This window comes from Pseudomonas sp. SDO52101_S400 (genome assembly GCF_054071635.1).
On record NZ_JBSVWF010000001.1, the window covers coordinates 188,109 to 212,849 of the forward strand.

Annotated in this window: 25 protein-coding genes; 13 read left to right on the plus strand and 12 right to left on the minus strand. The window is 60.9% G+C overall.

Annotated features, from left to right (window positions below; translation table 11 throughout):
- Window positions 1–5: 5 nt before the first annotated feature.
- The 3 genes from ACW9HX_RS00630 to ACW9HX_RS00640 are packed head-to-tail and all read left to right on the plus strand — an operon-like array spanning window position 6 to window position 1,759.
- Entirely contained in the window at window positions 6–671 is a 666-nt protein-coding gene (locus tag ACW9HX_RS00630; protein ID WP_457379056.1) for a hypothetical protein, read from the plus strand.
- Window positions 668–874, plus strand: coding sequence for an MbtH family protein (locus ACW9HX_RS00635; protein WP_457379057.1), 207 nt, complete (start codon window positions 668–670; stop codon window positions 872–874). The genes ACW9HX_RS00630 and ACW9HX_RS00635 overlap by 4 nt, the downstream gene beginning before the upstream one ends.
- Before the next feature lie 15 nt (window positions 875–889).
- Window positions 890–1,759: a TauD/TfdA dioxygenase family protein gene (locus tag ACW9HX_RS00640; protein WP_457379058.1), complete on the plus strand. Its 870-nt coding sequence runs from the start codon at window positions 890–892 to the stop codon at window positions 1,757–1,759.
- Window positions 1,760–1,793: 34 nt separating this feature from the next.
- On the opposite strand, the gene ACW9HX_RS00645 is transcribed toward ACW9HX_RS00640, so the two are convergent.
- The 6 genes from ACW9HX_RS00645 to ACW9HX_RS00670 form a co-directional block, all read right to left on the minus strand.
- The gene (locus ACW9HX_RS00645) at window positions 1,794–2,483 is read right to left on the minus strand and encodes a hypothetical protein (RefSeq protein WP_457379059.1); all 690 of its coding nucleotides are present in this window, start codon (window positions 2,481–2,483) and stop codon (window positions 1,794–1,796) included.
- Complete coding sequence (locus ACW9HX_RS00650) at window positions 2,452–3,438, minus strand: GSCFA domain-containing protein (RefSeq protein WP_457379060.1); 987 nt, start codon at window positions 3,436–3,438, stop codon at window positions 2,452–2,454. The genes ACW9HX_RS00645 and ACW9HX_RS00650 overlap by 32 nt, the downstream gene beginning before the upstream one ends.
- Window positions 3,439–3,524: 86 nt before the next feature.
- Window positions 3,525–4,040, minus strand: coding sequence for a GNAT family N-acetyltransferase (locus tag ACW9HX_RS00655; protein ID WP_457379061.1), 516 nt, complete (start codon window positions 4,038–4,040; stop codon window positions 3,525–3,527).
- Window positions 4,041–4,137: 97 nt separating this feature from the next.
- Window positions 4,138–4,545: a hypothetical protein gene (locus ACW9HX_RS00660; protein ID WP_134827188.1), complete on the minus strand. Its 408-nt coding sequence runs from the start codon at window positions 4,543–4,545 to the stop codon at window positions 4,138–4,140.
- A gap of 118 nt (window positions 4,546–4,663) precedes the next feature.
- On the minus strand, window positions 4,664–5,713 hold the full coding sequence (locus tag ACW9HX_RS00665; RefSeq protein ID WP_085708518.1) for an NAD(P)-dependent alcohol dehydrogenase: 1,050 nt from the start codon (window positions 5,711–5,713) through the stop codon (window positions 4,664–4,666).
- Window positions 5,714–5,811: 98 nt separating this feature from the next.
- On the minus strand, window positions 5,812–6,729 hold the full coding sequence (locus ACW9HX_RS00670) for a LysR family transcriptional regulator (protein ID WP_085708517.1): 918 nt from the start codon (window positions 6,727–6,729) through the stop codon (window positions 5,812–5,814).
- A 126-nt stretch (window positions 6,730–6,855) separates the two neighbouring features.
- On the opposite strand from ACW9HX_RS00670, the gene ACW9HX_RS00675 reads away from it, so the two are divergent.
- From ACW9HX_RS00675 to ACW9HX_RS00710, 8 genes are all read left to right on the plus strand, one after another.
- Window positions 6,856–7,614 carry a 5-oxoprolinase subunit PxpA gene (locus ACW9HX_RS00675; protein WP_457379062.1) on the plus strand — a complete coding sequence of 253 codons (759 nt, stop codon included), beginning with the start codon at window positions 6,856–6,858 and terminating at the stop codon, window positions 7,612–7,614.
- A gap of 85 nt (window positions 7,615–7,699) precedes the next feature.
- Window positions 7,700–7,945 (plus strand): acetyl-CoA carboxylase, encoded by a 246-nt coding sequence (locus ACW9HX_RS00680; protein ID WP_085708515.1) that lies wholly within the window; start codon window positions 7,700–7,702, stop codon window positions 7,943–7,945.
- 10 nt (window positions 7,946–7,955) lie between these two features.
- Window positions 7,956–9,329 (plus strand): acetyl-CoA carboxylase biotin carboxylase subunit, encoded by a 1,374-nt coding sequence (locus ACW9HX_RS00685; RefSeq protein WP_457379063.1) that lies wholly within the window; start codon window positions 7,956–7,958, stop codon window positions 9,327–9,329.
- A complete protein-coding gene (locus tag ACW9HX_RS00690; protein ID WP_134827184.1) occupies window positions 9,326–10,198 on the plus strand; it encodes a 5-oxoprolinase subunit B family protein in 873 nt (290 codons plus the stop codon). The genes ACW9HX_RS00685 and ACW9HX_RS00690 overlap by 4 nt, the downstream gene beginning before the upstream one ends.
- Window positions 10,195–11,169, plus strand: a complete 975-nt coding sequence (locus ACW9HX_RS00695) for a 5-oxoprolinase subunit C family protein (protein ID WP_457379064.1) — start codon at window positions 10,195–10,197, stop codon at window positions 11,167–11,169. The genes ACW9HX_RS00690 and ACW9HX_RS00695 overlap by 4 nt, the downstream gene beginning before the upstream one ends.
- Before the next feature lie 111 nt (window positions 11,170–11,280).
- Window positions 11,281–12,603, plus strand: a complete 1,323-nt coding sequence (locus ACW9HX_RS00700) for a purine-cytosine permease family protein (RefSeq protein WP_457379065.1) — start codon at window positions 11,281–11,283, stop codon at window positions 12,601–12,603.
- 214 nt (window positions 12,604–12,817) lie between these two features.
- Entirely contained in the window at window positions 12,818–12,991 is a 174-nt protein-coding gene (locus tag ACW9HX_RS00705) for a hypothetical protein (RefSeq protein ID WP_457379066.1), read from the plus strand.
- Window positions 12,992–13,122: 131 nt separating this feature from the next.
- The gene (locus tag ACW9HX_RS00710) at window positions 13,123–14,964 is read left to right on the plus strand and encodes a potassium transporter Kup (protein WP_457379067.1); all 1,842 of its coding nucleotides are present in this window, start codon (window positions 13,123–13,125) and stop codon (window positions 14,962–14,964) included.
- Between the two features lie 14 nt (window positions 14,965–14,978).
- Here ACW9HX_RS00710 and ACW9HX_RS00715 read toward each other — a convergent pair whose 3' ends face one another.
- The 6 genes from ACW9HX_RS00715 to ACW9HX_RS00740 all read right to left on the minus strand — a co-directional run bounded on the left by ACW9HX_RS00715 (window position 14,979) and on the right by ACW9HX_RS00740 (window position 21,336).
- On the minus strand, window positions 14,979–16,328 hold the full coding sequence (locus tag ACW9HX_RS00715) for an ATP-binding protein (RefSeq protein WP_457379068.1): 1,350 nt from the start codon (window positions 16,326–16,328) through the stop codon (window positions 14,979–14,981).
- Entirely contained in the window at window positions 16,304–16,969 is a 666-nt protein-coding gene (locus ACW9HX_RS00720; protein ID WP_457379069.1) for a response regulator, read from the minus strand. The genes ACW9HX_RS00715 and ACW9HX_RS00720 overlap by 25 nt, the downstream gene beginning before the upstream one ends.
- Window positions 16,970–17,055: 86 nt before the next feature.
- On the minus strand, window positions 17,056–17,493 hold the full coding sequence (locus ACW9HX_RS00725) for a hypothetical protein (RefSeq protein ID WP_457379070.1): 438 nt from the start codon (window positions 17,491–17,493) through the stop codon (window positions 17,056–17,058).
- A gap of 28 nt (window positions 17,494–17,521) precedes the next feature.
- Entirely contained in the window at window positions 17,522–18,286 is a 765-nt protein-coding gene (locus tag ACW9HX_RS00730; protein ID WP_457379071.1) for a COG4705 family protein, read from the minus strand.
- 90 nt (window positions 18,287–18,376) lie between these two features.
- Entirely contained in the window at window positions 18,377–19,246 is an 870-nt protein-coding gene (locus ACW9HX_RS00735; protein ID WP_457379072.1) for an AraC family transcriptional regulator, read from the minus strand.
- 122 nt (window positions 19,247–19,368) lie between these two features.
- Complete coding sequence (locus ACW9HX_RS00740; protein ID WP_457379073.1) at window positions 19,369–21,336, minus strand: alkyl/aryl-sulfatase; 1,968 nt, start codon at window positions 21,334–21,336, stop codon at window positions 19,369–19,371.
- A gap of 103 nt (window positions 21,337–21,439) precedes the next feature.
- Here ACW9HX_RS00740 and ACW9HX_RS00745 point away from each other — a divergent pair, with 103 nt between their 5' ends.
- Both ACW9HX_RS00745 and ACW9HX_RS00750 read left to right on the plus strand, forming a co-directional pair.
- Window positions 21,440–22,351, plus strand: a complete 912-nt coding sequence (locus ACW9HX_RS00745) for a LysR family transcriptional regulator (RefSeq protein WP_457379074.1) — start codon at window positions 21,440–21,442, stop codon at window positions 22,349–22,351.
- 104 nt (window positions 22,352–22,455) lie between these two features.
- Window positions 22,456–24,654 (plus strand): OsmC domain/YcaO domain-containing protein, encoded by a 2,199-nt coding sequence (locus ACW9HX_RS00750; RefSeq protein ID WP_457379075.1) that lies wholly within the window; start codon window positions 22,456–22,458, stop codon window positions 24,652–24,654.
- Window positions 24,655–24,741 lie beyond the last annotated feature (87 nt).

Sequence of the window (24,741 nt, forward strand, 5' to 3'; positions counted from 1 at the left end):
TCTCAATGCCTCGGTGGTTTTCGACCTTGGCGCAGGTGTTGTGCGAAGACCCGTCCAACGTCTTGCGTCAGTGGGTGCACAGCATCGACGAAACACAGTCGCTTCGGCTGGTTCATCGTTGGCAAGCCGATGTCGTAGCGCCGATCTTGTGTGAGGCATTGCCGAAACATCGGCCAGCGCTGCTCGCATTGCAACGCTTGCATCAACGGGCGTCGCTCGGCCTGTCCGCACGTCAGGGTGAATGGCGGGCCACGCTCAAGCCGGTGTTACTGGCGCTGTATCGACGGGCTTATGCCTACGATGCGGCGTATGCCCAGGCCCATGCCAGTGCGATGACTTACGGTCTCGCGCCGAGCAACACCGCGATGATTGCCGAGCACTTCGGCGATGCCGAGGCGTTTGCGGTGTATTACGCGCAACTGAATACCGAAGCCAGCGCCACTGCGTTCGCTCAGGCCCATGCCACCGCCAATGTTGAAATCTCGTCCCGGGCTTTCGCGACTGACGACGCGCAGGCGTATGCGCAGGTTTGCGCAGCGTCGGCGCGGGTTTACGTCTGGGCCTGTGCCCAGACTGATGAACAACGGCGTGTGCTGTTCAACCATCTTGCAGAAGGGTTGGTCCGGCACCAGGCACCCCTGCAATCCCGTTCGACAGGAGAAACGACATGAATGACGCACAGCAGCAATTCGATGTGGTGATCAACACTCAGGGTCAGTATTCCCTGTGGCCGGCGGGCAAGCCGATGGCCAGCGGCTGGAATACGGCCGGGATGCGTGGCGAACGTCAGGTCTGTCTGGATTACATCAATGAGCACTGGATCGACATGCGCCCGCGTTCTCTGCGCGAGCAGTCATCGGCGTCGTTCCAATAAAAAAGGTGAGGGAACATGGATCAGTTGGCACTCAAGGCAATCGAGCGCATCGCCGCAGAAAAACGTGCGCCGTATCACTGCATCACGGTCGACCGGATCACGCCGATCATCGGTGCCGAAATCGGCGGCGTCGATCTTTCGCAACCGCTGGAGGACGATCAACTCGCGGAAATCCGCCGGGCCTTTCTGGAGAACCACGTGCTGGTGTTTCGCGATCAGCATCTGACGGTGGAGGAGCACAAGGCGTTTGGCCGGCTGTTCGGCGAACTGCGGGCGTTGCCGGTGGAGGACATCGACGGCGATGACCCGGAACTGGTGGTGATCCGCGCCAATGCGCAATCACGCTACGTTGCCGGGGAGACCTGGCACACCGACGGCACGGCCGATCTGGCGCCGTCCATGGGTTCGATGTTGTACGTCAAGGAAACCCCGGCCATCGGCACGGGCGGCGATACGCTGTTCGCCAACATGCACCTGGCAATCGAAATGCTTTCGCCGGCGATGCAACAGTTTCTCGGCGAGCTGACGGCAATTCACGACGGTGCGATTCCGTGGAAGGGTTATGAGGCGCCGGCCAACCTGCCAAGAACCGAACACCCGGTGGTGATTCGTCACCCGGAAACCGGGCGCAAGTCGCTGTTCGTCAATTCCGGGTTCACTTCGCACATCGTGCAGTTGTCCGGGGGCGAAAGTCAGGTGCTTTTGAACATGCTGTTCGACCTGGTGGCCCGTGAGCCGTCCCTCAGTTGCCGGGTACGCTGGGCACCGAATACGCTGGTGTTCTGGGACAACCGCTGCACCCAGCACCACGCGATCTGGGATTACTTCCCGCATTCACGTTATGGCGAGCGGGTGACGATCCTCGGGACTCAGCCCAAGGCTTGAAAACATCAGAGGGAGCAATGCGCTCCCTCTTTTTCTAGACGCCGCGCCGGACCAGCTGCTCGACGATCAACTCACCAAATGCCAGATTGCCGTGCAGCGGGTCATCCACTTCACAGAACGCTTCACGCTGAAAACCTAGCTCATCGTTCGCCGCTTCGCGCACGTCGATCAACTCGACGCCAAGCCCTTGCAGGCGTTCGATCAACAAGGACTGCGCGGCCATGAACACTCTCGGGTCGGACAACTCCGGTACCCGTTGCGGTGGCAACACGGCGAACACCTTGAGGTTCAGCGACAGCGCCTGTTCATAGAAGGCCAGGGCGGGGCGGGACAGGGTGTCGATGACCGCCTCGAACAGCGGCCCGGCGAGAAAACCGTCATCGAACTCACCTTGCGCATTCTGGTAGCAGGTCCAGTTCGGCGCGGTGGCCAGATAGTGCAGGCTCAGGCCGATGGTGCTCACCAACGGCACCTCGACCTTTGCCAGTTGCGGCACCTCGAGCGTGGCGAGGGCCTGACGGTACAGCCGATCCATTTCCGCATCCCGAAAGACCACGTCATGACGGGTCAACCGGAAGAAGTCGACGGCGAAGTCCCGACCGGTTCCCAGCGGGCCACCTCCGAAAGGCAACTCACGGGCCTGCGCCGCCTTGCCGATGACGCCGGCATGGGAGTCACCCAGCAGCAGAAACCTAGGCGTAGTAATCGAGTACGGCGTCTTCACAGACAAGATCCTCGCTGGACACGCGGGTGGAAGGGGGCGGTGCCTGTACCGACTGGACGGCTTCAAGTCCGGCAAAGAACTGCTGCATCACGAACGCCACACCCTCTGGCGTCACTTCCCGCTGGTTGGGCTGGTAGAACGCGCCCTTGAACGGCGTGCCGGTGATGATTTCGTAGGACGGGAAGTAGTCGACGTCCGGCAGGTCTTCACACAATTGCCCGGCGACGGCGCGCAGGACCGATTTGGAATAGGTCGTCGAGCTCAGCACATGTTGCCCGGTGGCGGTTGCTGTGAGCGGGACCGGAGAAACGGTGAGCAGCAGGCGCAACTGCGGGTTGATCGAACGCATCAATTCCAGCGCCCTGACCATGTCGCCATAAGTGTCCATGAAACCGAAATTGCAGAACCGGTGGAGCTGCGGATCGAAGGTGCCGCGCACGGTGCCGGGGCACACGGGATATACCAGTCCGGTCTGCCGATGTTGCCAGGCTTCGGTCAGACCGAGGGTAAACACGAACACCTTGGCCCGGCGCAGCGCTTCGCGAATGGCGTCCAGGGTGGCCTCGCGCGAATCGAACAACGCCTGCTCGCTGGCAAATCCGTCGGGCTCCACGGCAGGGCGGAACGGATCGAAGAAGCGCCCGTCATGCACCCAGGTCTCATCCGGCGGAGCGCTCACGCCCAGCGCCCATTCGAGCCATTGGCACAACATCGCCGGGGTATACAGATTGCCGGTGCGGAACGAAAACACCCCGTAGTTGTGGGCTTTCCAGTCGGCCTCCGGCAACGCGTCCGGGGCGGGTTCCGCGTCCAGCCAGTTCATGCCGCGCGCAACCAGCGCCCGGCCGATATGCTGGGCGAAACAGGAGCCGGCGGTGACGATGGCGTCTTTGTCGCCGATCTCGAATTGCGGTGTCCACAGTTCACCGATGTCCTGCGCTGACGGGTCAGCCACGGCTGTACGCCAGAAGGAACGGGGTGGCAGGCATTGATAGGGATTCACGACGAGAGGCCTCCTTGGCGAGTCGTTGAGCATAAGGCTCAGCGGATTTGATAGTGGTAGATCAGATCGTCGAACCACCGATCACCGATCTGATAGGCCTGCGGCACACGACGTGCGAACACAAAGCCGCATTTCTCCAACACCTTGCAGGACGCAATATTACCGTCGGTCACGGTCGATTCCAGCGAGTCCAGTCCGATGGCGGCGGCGTAGTCGATGATCGCTCGCCGCGACTCGGTACCAAAGCCTTTGCCCTGATGCTCCGGCAACAGCAGGCAACCCACCTCGGCGTGCCCGGGCGAGAGAATGCGAAAACCGGTCACGCCCAGCTCATGCCCGCTGGCCCTGTCGGTCACCACCAGGCACAGCCAGTGCTCCGACTGCGGTTCCCACGCCGGGAGCCGGTGCTCGAAGCCTTGGCGAACCTGATCCTCGGCAATTTCGCCGAACACGTACTGCATGGTCTGCGGTTCGGAGTGAAGCCTGAGGAACAGAGGCCAGTCGGACTCGACCATCGTGCGCAGGTCCAGTCGTTGCGTGGTGAGCTCGAGCATCCACTGCTCCTTGCAAGGATGGAAAAGGGAGAGCGCTTTTTTACTGGGTGTGGGGGGAAAGATCAATGAGCGGAACGGCTCGGTGGTCTCAAGGGTTCTACAGAACCTGGGCGTTCATTTTTTTAGCGATGATCGTGACGCCTTCGGTATAGCTGTAACCGTAGCCATAGCCATACCCCCAACCGCCGCCCTCGGCCAGGTTTCCTGAGTTGTGGGCTTCTTTGTATTTGAATTCGTAGTTGTACGCACCGGAAAGGATCGGGAGGATGGATTGAACTTCGTATCCTTCTTCGTTGAGGCGATTCACCGCTTCATTGATGTCCTCGTTCAAGCGTTGGCCATCGATCTGGGAGTCGGACCAGCCGGTCTGCCGCCATTCGATGACCTTTTCCATCTCCTCTTTTTCGCCAAAAAGCCCTTTCTTCATCCGGCCTGTCGGTACTTTGACCTCCACGTTTTCGCCGATCGGGCAAAAGAAGGCTTTTACGTAAATCGCTTTGTTCATGAAATTCCTTTCCGCAAAAAACTCGGGTCTGCAAGACCTTCGAAGATGATTGATATCCTTTTGATATCAAAAAGGCTACTTCAATCGAGGTGATCTTGGAAAGGAATACCTGTCAGGTTCAGCCTGCCAACGTCGCGTTATCAATCACAAACCGATACTTCACATCGCCCTTGAGCATCCGCTCATAGGACTCGTTGATCTGATCTGCGCGAATCAGTTCGATGTCGGACACGATGCCGTGCTCGGCGCAGAAATCCAGCATCTCCTGGGTCTCTGGAATGCCGCCGATCATCGAGCCGGCAATGGTGCGGCGCTTCATGATCAGGTTGAACACGTTCGGCGATGGATGCGGCGAGGCGGGGGCGCCGACCAGTGTCAGTGCGCCGTCGCGCTTGAGCAGCACGAGAAACGCATCGAGATCGTGAGGGGCGGCGACGGTGTTGAGGATGAAGTCGAAGCTCTTGGTGTGCGCGGCCATTTCTTCGGGATTGCGCGACACCACCACTTCATCGGCGCCCAGTGCTTTTGCGGCTTCACGCTTGGACTCGGACGTGGTGAACGCCACGACGTGCGCGCCCATCGCGTGGGCCAGCTTGATGCCCATGTGGCCTAGGCCGCCGATGCCGACCACGCCGATCTTTTTACCCGGCCCGGCGTTCCACTGACGCAATGGCGAGTACGTGGTGATGCCTGCGCACAGCAGCGGTGCGACAGCGGCCAGTTGCGCTTCGGGATGGCGGATGCGCAGCACGTAACGTTCATGCACCACGATGTTTTGCGAGTAGCCGCCGAGCGTCCAGCCGGGGGCGTCCGGCGTCGGGAAGTTGTAGGTGCCGATCATGCCGTCGCAGTAGTTTTCCAGGCCGGTTTCGCAGTCTTCACAGTGTTTGCAGCTGTCGACGATGCAACCGACGCCGACCAGATCGCCGACCTTGTATTCGGAAACATGGGCACCGACCGCCGAAACCCGGCCGACGATTTCGTGTCCCGGTACGCAAGGGAATTGGGTGCCAGCCCACTCGGAGCGCACCTGGTGCAAGTCGGAATGGCAGATGCCGCAGAAGGCGATGTCGATCTGGACGTCATGGGCCGCAGGGGCGCGGCGATTGATCTGGATAGGCTCAAGAGGTTTGTCGCCCGCGTGGGCACCGTAGGCTTGTACAAGCATGGGAACGTCCTCGATGGATCTGTCGGACTGTCATCTTCCCGCTCTGCGCCAACGCTTTGTTAGTGCATTTCTATCGAATGCTTGCCTGATCCTGTGCGTCAGCGCCGTGCAGAAAGTTGCTGCGGGGCCAGAAACGCATCGTGGAAGTAATTGCGCAAGGCCTGCATCGCCGGGCTGAATTCGCGCTCGCGGTGCCAGGCCAGGCCGACACTCATCGGGGTCACTTTGTCGGTGATGGTCAGGGTCTCGATGCGCTTGCCTTCCAGCGACCAGGGACGGTGCACCAGGTCCGAGAGAATCGCCACGCCGCTACCATTGGCGACCATGCTGCGCACGGCCTCTACAGAACTGGTACGCACCCGCACGTTGGGTTGCTGGCGGGCGTTTTCCCAATAGCGCATGGCACTTTGTTCAGCTTCATCCACGGTCAGCAGGATGTAGGGTTCCAGCGCGACATCCGCGAGGCTGACGGCCGAGCGCTCACAGAGCGGATGGTGGCTGGGCAGCCACAGACGGCGTTCGGAGTTGAACAGGGTTTCTGAAACGATGTCGGGGTGCGTGAGGTTCGCGGTAAGCACCACTGCCATATCGAATTTGCCTTCCAGCAATCCCTGTTCGATGGCCTGTCGTTCCTGCTCGTGGACTTCGATGGCGACGTCCGGGTGCCAGTGTTCGAGCCGTTGCAGATGATGCGGCAGAAAATACCCGATCACCGTGTAGCTCGCGGCCAGGCGAATCAGGCCGCTGGCGCGTATGTCGGGTAGCGGGCTGTTCAGCGCGTCGTCAACGCTGCGCAAAATCACGTAGGCGCGGTTCAGGAAGTGCCGGCCGGCATCCGTCAGGCTCATGCCTTGGGCCGAGCGCTGGAACAGCAGCGTGCCGAGCATGCCTTCCAGTTCCTTGATCGCCGTGGTCACCGCCGACTGGGAAATATTCAAATGAATCGCTGCCTGGGATATCTGCCCGATCTCTGCGGTGGCAACAAAATAGCGAACCTGACGCAAGGTCAACGACATGAGGTATTCCTGAATTTCAGGTATCTGTTTTTCAGAAGATACCCTATCTGTTAATAGATCTTCCCAAGGGGTTGGCGGGAATTTAACGTGGCCTGCATGAAGTCACAAGCGTCGGGAGCAAGCGTTATGCAGGCAGTAGATTTCAACTCGGACATGGGCGAAGGCTTCGGCCCGTGGACCATCGGCGATGGCGTTGACAGCGAACTGATGGCGTTCATCAGTTCCGCCAACATCGCTACCGGTTTCCATGCTGGCGACCCCGGCACCATGCGTCGCACCGTCGAGCAGGCCAAGCGCCTGAAGGTAGGCATCGGTGCTCATCCGGGGTTTCGCGATCTGGTGGGGTTCGGTCGCCGGCACATCAATGCACCGGCTCAGGAGCTGGTCGACGACATCCTTTATCAACTCGGTGCACTGCGCGAACTGGCGCGGGTGCAGGGCGTGGCGCTGCAACACATCAAGCCCCACGGCGCGCTGTACATGCACTTGGCGCGGGACGAAGAGGCCGCGCGTCTGCTGGTGGAAAACCTGCAACGGCTGGAGCCCGATCTGTTGCTGTATTGCATGCCCGATTCGGTCATCTGGCGTGTCGCCAAAGAGCTCGGCCAACCGGTGGTTCGCGAATTCTATGCAGACCGCGAATACGACTTGAGTGGCTCCATCGTCTTCACCCGCAATGTTCGCGCCTACGATCCCGGCTTTGTCGCCGCCCGTGTGCTGCGCGCTTGCCAGGAGGGCGTGGTGCGTACCGTCGAGGGTGAGGATTTGTCGATCGAGTTCGACTCCATCTGTCTGCACAGCGATACGCCGGGCGCTTTGGCGCTGGTCGAGGCCACCCGCAATGCACTCGATGCCGCCGGGATCGAGGTGCGCCGACCTCGCTGAATAAAAACGAAACACCCGGCACACAGACGCCGGGGTTCAAACATTTTTTGCCTGCCTTTCTACAACTATTCCAAGAGGAACAGACATGGCCGAACACTCTGTCATCACCCCGTTACCCGGGACTTTCTACCGAAAGGCCACGCCGGATTCGGCGAATTACGTCGAGGTCGGCGACCCTGTCAGCGCCGACACGGTGATTGGCCTGATCGAAGTCATGAAGCAGTTTTCCGAACTGACCGCCGGGACGGCGGGGCGCCTCAGTGCCTTTCAGGTTGAAGACGGTGATCCGGTGGAGCCGGGTCAGGTCGTCGCTACGCTTGATAGCGAGTGAGGGCGTGAACATGACTCAACCCATTCGTAAATTGCTGGTCGCCAACCGTGGCGAGATCGCCGTGCGGATTATCCGTGCGGCCAAGGCCTTGGGCATTCCCACCGTTGCCGCGTGCAGCGAGGCGGATATCGACTCTCAGGCCGCGCGCCTGGCTGATGAGGTGCATCTACTGGGGTCGGCCCGCGCTGATAAAAGCTACCTGAACATCGAGGCGTTGCTGGGTGCCTTGCAAGCGACGGGCGCCAATGCGGTTCACCCTGGATATGGTTTCCTTTCTGAAAACGCCGGGTTTGCCGAAGCCGTGATTGCCAGCGGCGCGATTTTCGTCGGGCCGGACCCGGACACGATCCGGCGCATGGGTGACAAGGCCGAGGCGCGGCGTACTGCCCAGGCGGCAGGTGTTCCAGTGGTGCCGGGTTCGCCGGGCGAGCTGTTTGATGTCGAGTCGGCGCTTCGGGCGGCGGAATCGGTCGGTTACCCGTTGCTGATCAAAGCCTCGGCCGGTGGCGGCGGGCGGGGTATTCGTCTGGCAGAAAATGCCGCGCAACTGCGTGAAGAGTTTACCCGCTCGCAACGCGAGGCACAGACCGCTTTCGGTAATGCTGCGGTGTATCTGGAGCGCTTTATCGGCAAGGCCCGGCACATCGAAGTACAGGTTCTGGGCGACGGGAAAAACGCCGTGCACCTGTTCGAGCGTGAGTGTTCGCTACAGCGCCGGCGTCAGAAGATTTTTGAAGAAGCACCGTCGCCTGTACTCGACGCGCAGCAACGGGAGGCACTCTGCGCCAGCGCCGTACGCTTGACCGAATCCCTCGGCTACAAGGGGGCCGGCACGCTGGAGTACCTGTATGACGACGTCACCGGCGAGTTCTTCTTTATCGAGATGAACACCCGAATCCAGGTGGAACACCCGGTCACCGAGCTGGTTACCGGTATCGATCTGGTGCAGGCAATGCTGCGAATTGCCGGCGGCGAACCATTGGGCCTGAAGCAGAGTGACATCCGTCTGAATGGCGCGGCCCTGCAAATGCGCTTGAATGCCGAAGACCCGGCCCGGGATTTTTTCCCCAGCCCCGGACTGGTCGAGTCGTTGGTCTGGCCGCAAGGCGAAGGTGTTCGTGTGGACACCCATCTGTATGAAGGCTATCGGGTGCCACCGTACTATGACTCGCTGCTGGCCAAGCTCATTGTGCATGGGCCGGATCGCTCCACAGCCCTGGCGCGTGCCAGGACAGCGGTGGCGCAAACTGTGCTGACCGGCATGGCCAGCACCTTGTCGCTGCACGCTGAACTGCTGCAACAACCGTGGTTGCAAACCGCCGACTTTCATACCGGGACGCTGGAGAACTGGCTGTCCGCACGCCGCAGCGGAGGTGAAGCATGAGTCGTCCGATCCGCTACAGCTTTGGTGCCGATGAACATCTGTTTGCCGAAGTCAGTGAAAGCATGTCCCTCGAGGCGTTTTTCAAGGGCATGGCGGTCACCCGCGCCGTGGAGCGGTTGAAACTCGATGGCGTACTCGATGTGTGTCTGGCCAACGCATCCTTCCAGATCCGCTTCGATCCGGATCGTATTGCGCCGCAGGCCCTGCTCGAAGCGGTGCAGGGCGCTGAGGCAGAAGCCGTTGCCGAACGCACATTGCAGACCCGGATCATTGAGATTCCGGTGCTGTACAACGATCCCTGGACCCACGAAACGCTGATGCGTTTTCGCGACCGGCACCAGGACCCGAGCGCCACGGATCTGGAATACGCCGCGCGCATCAACGGCCTGGCGGATGTCGATGCGTTCATTGCTGCTCATAGCGGGGCGCCATGGTTTGTTTCGATGGTGGGGTTCGTCGCCGGATTGCCCTTCATGTTCCAGATGGTCGAACGCGAACGTCAGTTGCAGGTGCCCAAATATCTGCGTCCACGCACCGACACGCCGAAACTGACACTGGGTCACGGTGGTTGCTTCGGTTGTATCTACTCGGTGCGTGGCGCCGGGGGCTATCAGATGTTTGGTGTCACACCGGCCCCCATCTACGACCCGCAGCAATCGCTGGCGTACCTGAAGGACCACATGGTGTTTTTCCGTCCGGGCGACATTGTGCAGTTCAAGCCAATGGATCGTGCAGCGTATGACCAGGCCGTTGCAGAGGTGGAGGCCGGGCATTTCGATTTACGGATCCGGCCGGTGGAGTTTTCACTGGATGCGTTTCTCGCCGACCCGGTCGGCTATCCCGTGTCGCTGCAGGAGGTGTTGGCATGATCAAGGTACTCAAACCCGGTCTCGCCACGTCGGTTCAGGATCTGGGCCGCGAAGGTTACTACCACCTCGGCATTCCGCCGTCCGGCGCGCTCGATCAATATGCGCTGAGAGCGGCCAATCATCTGGTCGGCAACGCGGCGGATTGCGCCGCGCTGGAATGTACGTTGCTGGGCCCTGAGCTGGCGTTTCAGCAAGACGCACTGGTCGCGGTGTGTGGTGCGAACATGGCGCCTCGACTCGATGGTGTGGAAATGCATCATGCCACCGCGTTCGCAGTGAAGGCCGGCCAGGTTCTGCGCTTCGATTTTCCCAAGGCCGGTGCCCGGGCTTATCTGGCGGTGGCCGGCGGAATCGACGTGCCGCTGGTGCTGGGCAGTCGATCGACTTATGCGCTCGGGGCGTTGGGCGGTTTTGCCGGACGACGGTTGATCGCCGGAGACGAATTGCCGGTGGGCAACGCCAGCGGCAAGGGGCGTGCCGGGGCCAGTCTGCCCATGGCGCTGCGCCAGTCGCTGGGCGGGGAGATCACTCTGCGCGTGGTGCCGGGACTTTATTACGATCGCCTGACCGACGCGGCAGCGAAGCGCTTTTTCGCCGAGCCGTGGACAGTCGGATCGGAAGCGGACCGCATCGGTTATCGCTTCAAGGGCGGCAGCGCGCTGGACTTCCAGCCGCGAGAGCAACCGTTCGGTGCAGGCTCCGATCCGTCGAACATTGTTGACAGCTGCTACCCGATCGGCTCGATTCAGGTGCCCGCCGGCCTCGAACCCATCGTGCTGCATCGCGATGCCGTATCGGGTGGCGGTTACGCCATGATCGGCACCGTCATCAGTGCCGACCTGGATCTGATCGGCCAGATGCAGCCCAACCAGAAGGCGCGCTTTGTCGCGGTCAGCCTCGACCAGGCTCTGGACGCACGACGCTCCTACAAGAAAAAACTCAGTTGCCTGAGTAAGCTTTTCCCTTCCTGACTCTGCCCGCCGCACCGCGCGGGCCCTGCCAAACGCCAGGCCAACGCCGCACTTCGGTGCGGTGAAGGCTGCCCGCGCTTCAACCTTTGACTGGTTCTGGAGTACACGCATATGGCTGCTTTATCGCAATCGAGTCAAACCGGGCAAGATCCGGCCCATCATCCTGTTTCCGCCGATGCCCGTATGGGCCGACTGTCTCTGACCATGGCCTGGTGGGCCGTGTGCAGCGCCATGTTCTACATCGTGGTCGGCGCTTCGTTGGCCTTGTCTTTCGGCGCACGCAATGCGCTGATCGGGATGGTGCTGTCGGTGATCAGCTATGGGGTGGTCAACAGCGTTCTCAGTCGTTTCGCCATGCGCAGCGGGTGGTCGGTCGCGTTGTTTTCAAGCGTACTGTTCGGCCGGACCGGGGCCTGCCTGGCCACGTTGATTTTCTTTTCGACGGCGATTTACTACGCCGTGTTCGAAGGATCGGTGATCGCCGTGGCGCTCAATCACCTTTATCCGGAACTGGTCTATCCACTGGCTGCCCTGCTGGTGGTGCTGTACAGCGTGCCGATGATTCTGGGTAGCGTGCAACACTGGCTGGACAAGCTCAACGGTGTGCTGTTGCCGGTGTATCTGGGCGGTTTGCTGGTAGCGGTCGGGATGTCGATCAGCCGTTATGGTTACCAGCCGCAATGGCTCGATTTCGGCCCGGCAGCACCCGCCACATTCGGCTGGTGGGATTGTTTTGTGGCCTACATGGGCGTCTGGATCCTGATGCTGTTCACCTTCGACTACGCCCGCTTCGGCAAACCGCAGGATGCTCAGTACCATGGTCGCTGGAACTTTGGCATGCCGTTCTATGCCGTGACTTTTCTGCTCAACGGTGCGGCAGGCATCTATCTGGTCAGCAGTATTCCCCATGAAGGCGCGCTGAACGAAGTCTCTGTGGTAATGGCCATTCTGCAGTTGATGGGGCTGTGGGGCCTGCTGTTCGTCTGGGCTACGCAAACCCGGATCAACACCGCCAACTACTACCTGGCGACCCTCAACATGCAGGCATTCTTCGGTCGCTTCGGCATACGCGGTTCGTACCTGCTGTGGGCATTGGTGGTCGGGGTGATCGTCTACGGTTTGATGCTCGCCGACGTGTTTTCCTACTTGCTCAAGGCATTGGCGTATCAGGGCATTTTTGTGGTCGCCTGGGTCGGTGTCGCATTGGCGCAGATTGTCTATGGCAGCAATGACGAAGGTGCACTTGAACGCAGCCCTGCGTTCAATCCGGTCGGCCTGATGGCTTGGTTCGCCGCCACGGCGCTGGGGTTGTTGCTGATGTGGACGGGCGGTGTTCCCGGCAGTTTTTCTGCACCGGCGACGGTAGTGCTCGCGTTCGGCTTGCAGGCCGGGCTTGCCTATCGGCATCGGTGGGTAGGGCAGAGGGCAAGTTAAGACGATCGACGTTGGCCCGCTCGACTGCGGGCCAGTGTCGCGAGTCCACACTTATGTGATTCTGATATCAGTGCTATTCAATTAGTGCCGTTTATCAATCAATCGTCGAAGGGTAGTTAGCGCCCCTGTACCGCATTGGCGGACAGGAGGATGCAAATGATGCGAACCACGCAACGTCGACAAACCGGCCAACCGCGTCGAAGACATTCACGGCATGGCCGACTTCATCGCCAGCTATCCCGGCGTTGACAGTGTTCACCCGGAGGAGCAATCAGCCGATCTTGAAAGCACCCGCGATGGTTCGGGGCGAGTCGATTTTTTACGCATTCTTTACGGTGGCCGATTGTGTTCACATCGATACTGGCCGCGTTTTTTTGACCGCACCTGAGCCTTGTATTCCTGAAGGCCCCGGTCCGCGTATTGCCCAAGGATGGCATGCCACTTCTTCCCGCCGTTCGAGAGCCGTGACCCTTGAGTAAAACCAACGAAAATTCCCCAACCAAAACCTCGGGCGCTGCCATGCTGGTGGCCGCTGTCGGTGTGGTTTACGGGGATATCGGCACCAGCCCCCTCTACACCCTCAAAGAAGTCTTTTCCGGCCACTACGGCGTGCAGCTTAATCACGACGGTGTGCTGGGCATTCTGTCGCTGATTTTCTGGTCGTTGATCTGGGTGGTCTCGATCAAGTACGTGCTGTTTATCCTGCGGGCCAACAATCAGGGTGAGGGGGGCATCATGGCGTTGACGGCATTGGCCCGTCGTGCGTCGGCGCCTTACCCGCACCTGAGCAAGGTGCTGGTGTTGCTCGGCCTGTTCGGTGCGGCGCTGTTCTACGGCGACAGCATGATCACCCCGGCGATCTCGGTGCTTTCGGCGGTAGAAGGGCTGGAACTGGCGTTCGACGGCATCGAGCACTGGGTGGTGCCGCTGTCGGTGGTGGTGCTGGTGGCGCTGTTCCTGATACAGAAACATGGCACGGCGCGGATCGGCATCCTGTTCGGCCCGGTCATGGTGCTGTGGTTCGTGGTGTTGGGCGCGCTCGGGGTCTACGGCATTTTGCAGCGCCCCGAAGTGCTGCAAGCGCTGAACCCGATCTGGGCGGTGCGCTTCTTTACGGCCCATCCGGGCATGGGCGTGGCGATTCTGGGCGCGGTCGTTCTGTCGCTGACCGGTGCGGAAGCCTTGTACGCCGACATGGGCCATTTCGGTCGCAAACCGATTGCCCGTGCCTGGTTCATGCTGGTCCTGCCCGGCCTGGTCCTGAATTACTTTGGTCAGGGCGCGTTGATCCTCGGCAACCCGGAAGCGGTGCGCAACCCGTTCTATCTGCTGGCCCCGGAATGGGCGCTGCTGCCGATGGTCGCGCTTTCCACGCTGGCGACGATCATTGCTTCGCAAGCGGTGATTTCCGGTGCGTTCTCCCTGACGCGCCAGGCCATCCAGCTGGGCTACGTTCCGCGCATGTTCATCCAGCACACCTCAAGCCAGGAGCAGGGCCAGATCTACATCGGTACGGTCAACTGGGCGTTGATGGTCGGTGTGGTGTTGCTGGTGATCGGCTTCGAGTCTTCCAGTGCCCTGGCTGCCGCTTATGGCGTGGCGGTGACCGGAACCATGTTGATTACCACTCTCCTGTCCGCCGCCGTCGTCCTGTTGTTGTGGAAGACGCCGCGCTGGCTGGCGATCCCGATGTTGTTCGGTTTTCTGTTGGTGGACAGCCTTTACTTCGCGGCCAACGCACCGAAAATTCTGCAGGGCGGTGCGTTCCCGGTGATCGCCGGTATCGGTCTGTTCATCCTGATGACCACCTGGAAGCGCGGACGCAAGATCATCGTCGAGCGATTGGATGAAACCGCATTGCCGCTGCCGTTGTTCATCAGCAGCATTCGTGCGCAACCGCCTCATCGCGTACAGGGCACGGCGGTGTTCCTGACGGCGCGGGCCGACGCGGTTCCCCACGCGCTGCTGCATAACCTGCTGCATAACCAGGTGCTGCATGAGCAGGTGGTGCTGTTGACCGTGGTTTCTGAAGACAGCCCGCGAGTCGCGGTGGATCGTCGTTTCGAAGTCGAGTCCTATGGCGACGGCTTCTTCCGGGTCAACCTGCATTTCGGTTTTACCGAGGAACCGGATGTGCCGTTGGCGCTGAGCCTTTGTCACTTGGCCGAACTGGATTTCAGCCCGATGCGCACCACGTATTTCCTGAGTCGTGAAACGGTCATCCCGACCAACCGTATCGGCATGGCCAAGTGGCGCGAGTATCTGTTCGCGTTCCTGCTCAAGAATGCCAACAGCAACCTGAAGTACTTCAAGTTGCCGTTGAACAGAGTGATCGAGTTGGGGACGCAGGTCGAAATGTAAGGACGGGAAGCAGCTCAGGACTGCTCGATGCTGACGGTGACACACAGACCGCTGCTGTCGATGACGTCGGTAAATCCCAGATCAACCTTGAGCCCCGTGCGATCGGCAATCGCCTTGACGATGGACAGACCCAGCCCCGAGCCCGACTCATCGGTGCCCAGGCTGCGATAGAACGGGTCGAAGACGCGCGCCTGTTCTTCCACGGCAATCCCGGGGCCGGTATCGCTGACTTGCAGGATCACCTTCGCTTGCTCCCGTTTGACCGAAAGGTCGATGCGCCCGCCGGGCGGGGTGTAGCGGATGGCGTTGTCCACCAGGTTGCGGATCAGGATCAGCAGGTCGGTTTCGTTGATGCTGACCTGTACGTCTTCGCTGTTCTCGACGCCGATATCGATATTCTTGCGGTCCGCCAGCGGCAGCACGTCTTCCAGAATCCGTCGGTAAAGGTCCAGGACTGAAACGATGGTTGGCGTTGCACTTGAGCTCGACTGTGCGGCGGCCAGGCTCAGCAGTTGATCGATCAAATTCCTGCTGCGTTCTATGCCTCGGGACAATGGCAACAGGCGTTCGCGGGCGGCTGCCGGCATTTCCGTGGCGGCCAGTCGTTCGGCTTGCAGGGACAGGGCGGTCATCGGTGAGCGCAGTTCGTGAGCCGCATCGGCGACGAAACGCCGCTGGTTGTCCACGGACTGTGCGACCCGGCCGAGCAGGCGGTTGATGGCCACCACAAACGGCCGGATCTCGCTCGGTACATGGCTTTCGTCCACCGGGTGCAGGGCCTGTTCATCACGTCGATCGATGTCGGCCGAGAGCGTGGCAATGGGGCGGAACATCTTGCGTACCAGATCACCCACCACCAGCAACAGCACCGGAAACAGGATCAGAAACGGCAGCAGGCTGCGCCAGGCGCTTTCGCGGGCCTCCTTGTCGCGCACGCCGGTTTCCTGGGCGACGACGATGCGCTCGCCACGGGCGGTGGTTCTGACCAGCACCCGGAAGTCTTCACCAGTCACCTTCAAGGTCGACAGGCCATCGGGCAGGGTCGTGGGGAAGGGCAGTGGCAGCAGGACGTCGTCGTTGCCGGTCGCTTTGCTGCCGTCGGCCAGGTATTGCACGACGACCCTGGATTCTTCGTTGTCGTCATCCACGGTCTGGGCAGCGGGGTAGTGCAGGGTCATTTGCTGGCGGTCGTACAGGGCCGCGACCTGGCGCAGGGTTTCATCCTGCATTTCGTGGGCCTCGTCCAGTGCCGAGACGAACGCGAAAACCGCCGTCAGCAGCGCAACGATCAGGATGGCCAGCGACAGCGTGACCGACAGCCGCAGCTGTACCGAATCCCTCAAGCGCCTTTTGAAACCATCCATCCCATTCCCCTGACGTTCTTGATGACGTGACTGCCGAGTTTGCGTCGCAGGGCGTGAATCAGAAATTCCACCGCGTTGCTTTCCACTTCATTGCCCCAGCCATAGAGCCGGTCTTCCAGTTCACTGCGCGAGAGGATCGCACCCGGTCGGATCAACAGGGCCTGCAACAGGGCGAATTCGCGGCTGGACAATTGCACGTCCGGGCTGTCGGCGGTCGTGGCTTGCTTGGAGACCAGATCGAGGGACACCACGCCGTTGTCGAGCAAGGACAACGCAGTCCCGCCCTTGCGCCGCAGCACCGCGCGCATCCGCGCCAGCAACTCGGCCATGTCGAAAGGTTTGAGCAAGTAATCGTCGGCGCCGCCATCGAGGCCGCGCAGGCGATCGTCGAGACCGTCCCGGGCGGTGATGATCAGCAACGGCACCGGGTTGTTGCGAGCGCGAATGCTGTCGAGCACGTCCAGTCCGTCCTTGCCGGGCAGGCCGAGATCCAGCAGCACCAGGTCGTAGTGCTGGGTGTCCAGGGTGGCCAGTGCGGTGAGGCCGTTTTTCACCCAGTCGGTGGCGTAACTGGCGTCGTTCAGCGCGCCCTGGATGGCATCGCCAATCATCGGATCGTCTTCGACCAGCAATATCCGCATGACCCGCTCCCCAAAAAAATAGCGCGACGGGCAGGGCCGTCGCGCTTGTATTGAAGCATCTGTGCAAGGGTTTGTCCGGCCCCGGATCAGGCGTTGCCCTTCAGCGAGTCGAAGGCTTTGAGCAACTCGTCCATCCGCGCCTTGCAGTCTTTTTGTTGCGGGGCGCTGGCACGCAAGGTGTCGAGCGAGCGGTCGATGGCCTTGTCCAGCATGTGCCAGTCGCCGGCGGCACGGGGTTTGATGCCGGCCTCGGCCGAGTCCCAGGCGGTTTCCAGATCCTTGATGCGGGCCTTGGCGCCGGGCAGATCGTTTTTATCGACCAGGGCAGCTACGTCGGCCGCGATGTTGCGGAACTCGGACAGATCACCCAGTTTTGAAGCCGCCTGGCCTTGTGTGCTGACGGCACCTGTCGCGGCGTTTGCAGCAGGCTTGTCTGCCGGTTTCGAGCAGCCGGCAGCGATGCTCAGCAGGCAGATGGACGAGACGATGGCGACGTGACGAATGAGGTTTTGAATCTGGCGCATGACGATTCCTTGATGAACAGTTGAAGGTTTATTCAGTGATTGCTTTGCGATTGCCGGTGCTGATCTGCGCGACCGTGACCAGCAGGACGATGACGCAGAGGAAGATCGCGCTGGTCCAGGTGGCGCCCATGCCGAGGCCGCCGTAGGTTTTGGCCTGGGTCAGCAAGTCGCCGAGGGACGCGCCGAAGGGGCGGGTCAGGATGTAGGCGATCCAGAACGTCAGCACCGTATTGCCGCCCAATCGCCAGGCGATGAAAGTGGCGGCGATCAGTGCGCCGAAGATCACCGCACCAACGGTGAAGCCCAGGCCCAGCGCTTCGGTCGCCAGGTCGCCGGCAGCGGTGCCGAGGGCGAAGGTGCAAAGCACCGTGGCCCAATAGAACAGTTCTCGACGCGGGGTGACGATTTCGCGGATCGACAGGCTGCGTTCGGTCCGGTACCAGACCAGAAAATTCACCACCAGCAAGGCAGAGAACACGGCGGTGCTGGTGTAGAGGCTGACGTCCAGCATGTCGGTCAGGATGTCGGTGATCTGCGTACCGACGATACTCACCAGCACCACGGTCAGCCAGTAGATCCAAGGCGTACAGGCCTTGGTGCGCAATTGACCGAACAGCGCAATGGCCAGCAGCGCGGCCATGCCGAGGCTGGTCGGGCCCGCGCCGAAACCGGCATCGACGGCCAGGAAGTCGGCACCGGTTTCACCTACGGTCGTGGACAGGATCTTGATCACCCAGAAGGACAGCGTCACTTCGGGCACTTTGTTGAGCCAGTCGGCTATGGCGGGTTTCATGGGTGAGATGCCTCTCCTGAGCAGCGCTGAATGTGCGCAGGGGAGAAGGTATCCAGTGAAACTTAGCTGAGCCTGAGGGGCAGGCGATTGTCAGCGCAGCGGCACGTAAATATCCGTTTGCCACTGCTCCTGCGGGGTCTCGGGACTGATGCTCAAGTACTCGAAAAACAGCGGGTGATCGCGCAACTCTTCGCCGCTGGCGGGCAGCCAGTCGCGGTAGACCGGGTAGATGGTTTCACCGATGTGATCGGTTGAACCTGTGTGACGCACCACCGCGCAGCGGCCGGCAGGAATGTTCAGCTCGCGGACGTTGAATTCATTCGGTGCCACCGGTTCACGGATTTCGCCGCAGATCGCGAAATGAAAGTCCTCCGGCGGCGTCGTGTCAGGGTTGCCGTAAGGAATCCCGAAGGTGCGGCTCGATACCACCGGCGACTGCCCGCTCTGTTGGCGCCACTGGATGAAGCGTTGCACGCTTTGATTGACGAGGCCTGGCGGCCCACGGTGATCGAGCGCAGCGACCTGGATTCCCGGGAAGTCGACGATTCGTACCTGCATGGTAATGCTCCTTGAAAAGTGAGGAATGGCGAAGACCGTGTGCCAGACGCTCCAGTCCGGAGCCTTGCGAAATGCCCCCGGCGAAGTGCCGAAGGCTCGCTTGAATGCCCTGGAAAACGCTTCGGGACTTTCGAACCCCGCGTCGAGCGTGGCTTCCATCACCGAATGGTCGGGCAGGGTGCTCAAACGGTGCGCGGCACGGCGCAGGCGCATCAGTTGCACGTAGCGCGAGACAGGCACGCCGACGTATCCCGTGAACTGCCGGTGAAAGTGGAACTCGGAAAAGTTCGCCACCTGGCTCAGCGCTTTCACCGACAGGTCGCCCTCAAGATTGGCGTCGATGTAGGCGAGTACGACGGTGAAGCGCTTCGCGTAGGCAGTTTGCGTCAGGGGTTCGGGCACGGAGTGAAGCTCCTGGAGTGACGGTCGGCCCTAGAATCGTCGAAAGCGGCGTACAGATACCTAGCCGGACTTGCTCAGGGTTTGACCTCTTCAGGCATTACATCCGAACGACCCTGCACGAATCAATCGCGCGCCTGAGCGACGATCGCAAAGTTGCCCGGGGCTTTCTCCAGCAATCCAAGGAATCTCACCAGGTCCACCGTGCTGCCATCGACCTTCAGGTCTTTGGAGGTGAGGGCATCCTTGAATCCCGCCGTGCCGCCCAGCAGTTGCACGAAAAGATCTTTGGTGACGCTCAACGTGGCGTTGGCATTGCTGGCCGGTGCGCCCCTGCGGTAGTGCAACACGGCGTTCTCGATCCACAGCACGAACGATTCCTTCGTATCGGTCAGTTGCAGGTTGAAGGTCCAGTTCTTGCCATCCGCCGCCGGCCCGTCGAGGCTCGCGGCCATGGCTTCGAGGAAGCGTTCGGTGGGCGTCTGCTTCATCAGCTCGATCAGGTCCGAACGTCTGACGCCTTTGGCCGGCGGCCCGTTGCGCAGTTCCTGAGCGGCGGTCAGGTAGCTGTTGCGCCAGGTTGCCGATTCCGACTGATAGCCCAATTGTTCATAGGTTTGCGCCAGCAGTTCCTTGGCAGCCTTGTCGCCTGGCTGGTTGAGGACGGCCTGATCCAGCAGCTCGGCCACCCAGCGGTATTCGCCTTTGTCATAGGCCATGCGGGCGGCCTCGACCACTTTGGCGTTGCCGCCCATCAATTCGACGTAGCGCCTGGCTGACTCTTTGGGCACCAGTGGATTCAAGTGTGCCGGGTTGCCGTCGTAGGCGCCCAGGTACATCTGATAGATCGCTTTGACGTTGTGCCGCACATCGCCGTAATAGCCTCGGGTGCCGAAGTACGACGCCAGTGAGTCGGGCAACTGGATTTTGTCGGCGATCTCGTTGGGCGTGTAGCCCGCGTTCATCAACCGTACGGTCTGATCGTGCATGTACTTGTAGACGTCGCGATGTTTGGTGATGAACTCGCGGATCCGCTCGTTGCCCCAGATCGGCCAGTTGTGTTGGCCGAAATAGACTTCGGTGTCGCCGAGTTCGTCGAGGGCGACCTGGGCATAGTCGGACCAGAGCAATGCGTCACGGACCTTGGCGCCACGGATCGGCAGCAGATTGTGCATGGTCTGCGCCAGCAGCTCGGCGCCGCCGTAGGCCTTGCGTTCAGGGATCGAAAAGGTCAGCTCGGCCGGGGCCTCCGCGCCCGGAATGTTGTGGAACACGAAGGTCACGCCGTCTATCACAAGCTCCTGCGTCGGCTGATCGATGATCTGCGTGGGCGCCAGAATGCCGATGCTGCCGTAGGCAACGTTTTTGCCAAGTCCCGTGTCCACCATGCCGGTTGCACCCGGTGCCAGGTTCTTGCCGAACTGATACATCGAACGGCGCGACATCGCAGGTCCCGCCAACACGTTTTCGCTGGTGGCTTCCTCCATGAAACCGACAGGGGCCACCACGGGAATCTTGCGCTCGGCCACTTCCGCGACCGAGGTAATGCCCAATACGCCGCCGAAGTGGTCAGCGTGGTCATGGGTAAAGATGATGGCGGTCACTGGCTTGTCGCCCAGTTGTGCGCGGGCGAATGCCAAGGCAGCGGCGGCGGTTTCCTTCGAAGTCAGCGGGTCGACCACGATCCACCCGGACTGCCCCTCGATCAGCGTCATGTTGGCGATGTCGAAACCGCGCAATTGGTAGATGCCGTCGGTGACTTTAAATAGGCCGATCTGGGCATTGAGCATTGCGTGGCGCCAAAGGCTCGGATTGACGGTCGCGGGCGCCTTGCCTTCGACGAATCTGAACGCATCGAAATCGATCAGCACAGAGCCGTCGGAGCCGAGGATCTGACCCGTTGGCCGGGCGATGAGACCGCGCTGGGCGTCTTCCATGTCCCGAGTGTCGTTGAGGTCCAGGCCCTTGATTGAGGCTTCTATCACCGCCGCAGTGGCGGGCGTCGCTTCGCCGCTGGCAACGCTGGGCGGTTTGTCGCAGCCGGCGAGGGAAACCAGCGTCAGGGCGATCAGTGTGTGAAAGGTCGGTCTCATTTTTGTTGTTCTCCGATGATCAATCAGCAGAGAGTAGGGAGAGGAAGGTGATGTATCCAATGCATTGTTTACATTCGGACAATGCGTGGCTAGCATCGGTCAAATGGACCTCAAACGACTGACACATCTTCTGGCGCTGGCCGATGAACGCCATTTCGGCCGCGCCGCCGAACGCGTGCACCTGAGCCAGCCGGCCCTGAGCCGCAGCATCCAGGCGCTGGAAAGCGAAACTGGTCAGCGCCTGTTCGACCGGGATAGCGGCGACGTGCGCCCGACGCCGGCCGGGGAGTTTCTGATCGAGCGGGCGCGACGGTTGTTGTTCGATGCCCGCTCGTTGGAGCGGGACCTGGCGCTTTACGGCGATGGCCGGCTCGGCAACCTTGCGTTCGGCGTCGGGCCGTTTCCGGCGGCGATGTTGATGCATCAGGTGGTGCCTCGGTTGCGCCGGGAATATCCGCAAGTCACCCTGCGGGTAGAGATCAACAACTGGCAGATTCTTGAAGCCCGGTTGCGGGACGAAGCGATCGAATTCTTCGTCGCGGACATTCGCAATTTTTCGGCCGACACCGATCTGCTGATCCACTCGCTGGGTCAGGCCTCGGCAGGGTTCTTCGTCCGGCCACAACACCCGCTGGCCGGCCGCGCGGTGACGATGAGAGACCTGGAAAAGTACGGCATCGCCACGACGCGCCTGCCGGCCGTGGTGAAGGAAGAGACTGCGCATACCCTGGGCATTTCCACTCGTCAGGCATTACCTCTGGCGCTGGAATGCGACGATGTGGCGTTGCTCAGGACGGTGGCCTGCTCGACCGATACCATCCTCGGCGTGATCCACGGCGCCGTGGCTGAAGACCTGCGCAGCGGCAACCTGATCGAATTGCAGGTCGTGGACCGGCCCGGATTGCATTCCGAAATCGGTGTCGTCAGCCTGCCCAACAGAAGCCTGTCACCGACCGCCCGCTGCGTGATCGACGCCATCGTCGACGAGATGGTGCAGCGCAACGTCTCGACCTGACCGGCGCTCCGGTCGGCGGCCAAAACGCCAAAGCACAAGACTTCCCGCTCAAAAACCGGATAATGGCGGCCATTCTGTTCAGCTCGCTATTCTGGTAGTCCCCCATGGAAATCAAGGTCAACTTTCTCGACAACCTTCGACTTGAAGCCAAGTTCGACGACTTCACGGTGGTGGCCGACCAACCGATCCGCTACAAGGGCGATGGCTCGGCACCGGGTCCGTTCGACTACTTCCTGGCCTCGTCGGCGTTGTGCGCGGCTTACTTCGTGAAGCTGTATTGCGAAACCCGCAATATCCCGACCGATAACATCCGCCTGTCGCAGAACAACATCGTTGACCCGGAGAACCGCTACAACCAGATCTTCAAGATTCAGGTCGAGCTACCGGCAGACATCTCCGACAAGGACCGCCAGGGCATCCTGCGTTCCATCGACCGTTGCACCGTGAAGAAGGTGGTGCAGGCCGGCCCCGAGTTCGTCATTGAAGAAGTGGAAAATCTCGACGCCGACGCCCAGGCACTGCTGATGCCGGGCGCGAACTCCAGCGCGAGCACCTACATTCCGGGCAAGGATCTGCCGCTGGAGCAGACCATCGCCAACATGTCGGGCATCCTCGCCGACCTCGGGATGAAGATCGAAATCGCCTCGTGGCGCAACATCGTGCCAAACGTCTGGTCGCTGCATATCCGCGATGCGCACTCGCCAATGTGCTTCACCAACGGCAAGGGCTCGACCAAGGAGGGCGCACTGGCGTCGGCCCTGGGCGAGTTCATCGAGCGCCTGAATTGCAACTTCTTCTACAACGATCAGTTCTGGGGCCTGGACCTGGCCAATGCGCCGTTCGTGCACTACCCGGACGAGCGCTGGTTCAAGCCGGGCAGCAATGACGAACTGCCGAGCGAGATCCTCGACCCGTACTGCCTGAAGATCTACAACCGCGATGGCGAACTTCGTGGCTCGCACCTGATCGACACCAACTCCGGCAATGAAGAGCGCGGCATCGTTTCGCTGCCGTTCGTTCGCCAGTCGGACGGCGAGGTGGTGTACTTCCCGTCGAACCTGATCGAAAACCTGTACCTGAGCAACGGCATGAGCGCCGGCAACACCCTGGCCGAAGCACAGGTGCAGTGCCTGTCGGAAATCTTCGAGCGTGCGGTGAAGCGCGAAATCATCGAAGGCGAATTCGCACTGCCGGATGTGCCGCAAGAAGTGCTGGCGAAGTACCCGGCGATCATGGCCGGTATTCAAGGCCTGGAAGCCCAGGGCTTCCCGGTACTGGTGAAGGACGCGTCGCTGGGCGGCGAATTCCCGGTGATGTGCGTCACCCTGATGAACCCGCGTACCGGCGGTGTGTTCGCCTCGTTCGGCGCGCACCCAAGCTTCGAAGTGGCGCTGGAGCGCAGCCTGACCGAACTGCTGCAGGGCCGCAGTTTCGAAGGTCTGAACGATCTGCCGCAGCCGACCTTCGAAGGTCACGCGGTCACCGAACCGAACAACTTCGTCGAGCACTTCATCGACTCCAGCGGTGTGGTGTCGTGGCGCTTCTTCAGCGCTAAGGCGGAATACGAATTTGTCGAGTGGGACTTCACCGGTCAGGGTGAAAACTCCAACGTCGAAGAGGCCGAAACCCTGTTCGGCATTCTCAAGGGCATGGGCAAGGAGTCGTACATGGCGGTGTACGAGCACATCGGCGCAACCGCTTGCCGCATCCTGGTGCCGGACTACTCGGAAATCTACCCGGTGGACGACCTGATCTGGGACAACACCAACAAGGCGCTATTCTTCCGTGAAGACATCCTGAACCTGCATCGCTTGAACGACGAAGAACTCCAGTCGCTGGTCGAGCGTCTGGTCGAGAGCGAGCTGGATGATTACACCGACATCACCACGCTGATCGGCATCGAGTTCGACGACAACACCGTGTGGGGTCAACTGACGATCCTGGAACTGAAACTGCTGATCTGGCTCGCCCTGGGACAAATCGAGGAGGCTAAGGAAGCAGTGGAAATGTTCCTCCAGTACAACGACAACACCGTCGAGCGCGGTCTGTTCTATCAGGCCGTCAACGGGGTGCTGGAGATGCAACTGGACGAAGACCTGGAGCTGGCCGACTACGAAGCCAACTTCCGCCGCATGTTCGGCAACGAGCGAATGGACGCGGCGATCGGCTCGGTGGACGGCAGCGTACGCTTCTACGGCTTGACGCCGACCAGCATGAAGCTCGAAGGCCTCGACCGTCACCTGCGACTGATTGACAGCTACAAGAAGCTGCACGCGGCCCGGGCCAGCGTGAAGACTTCGTAGTACTGGCTGCGGCGACAAAAAAAGCACCTTCGCAGACTGTGTGAAAACGCACTGAAGGCCAGCCCAACAAACGCCCCGACTTGTTCG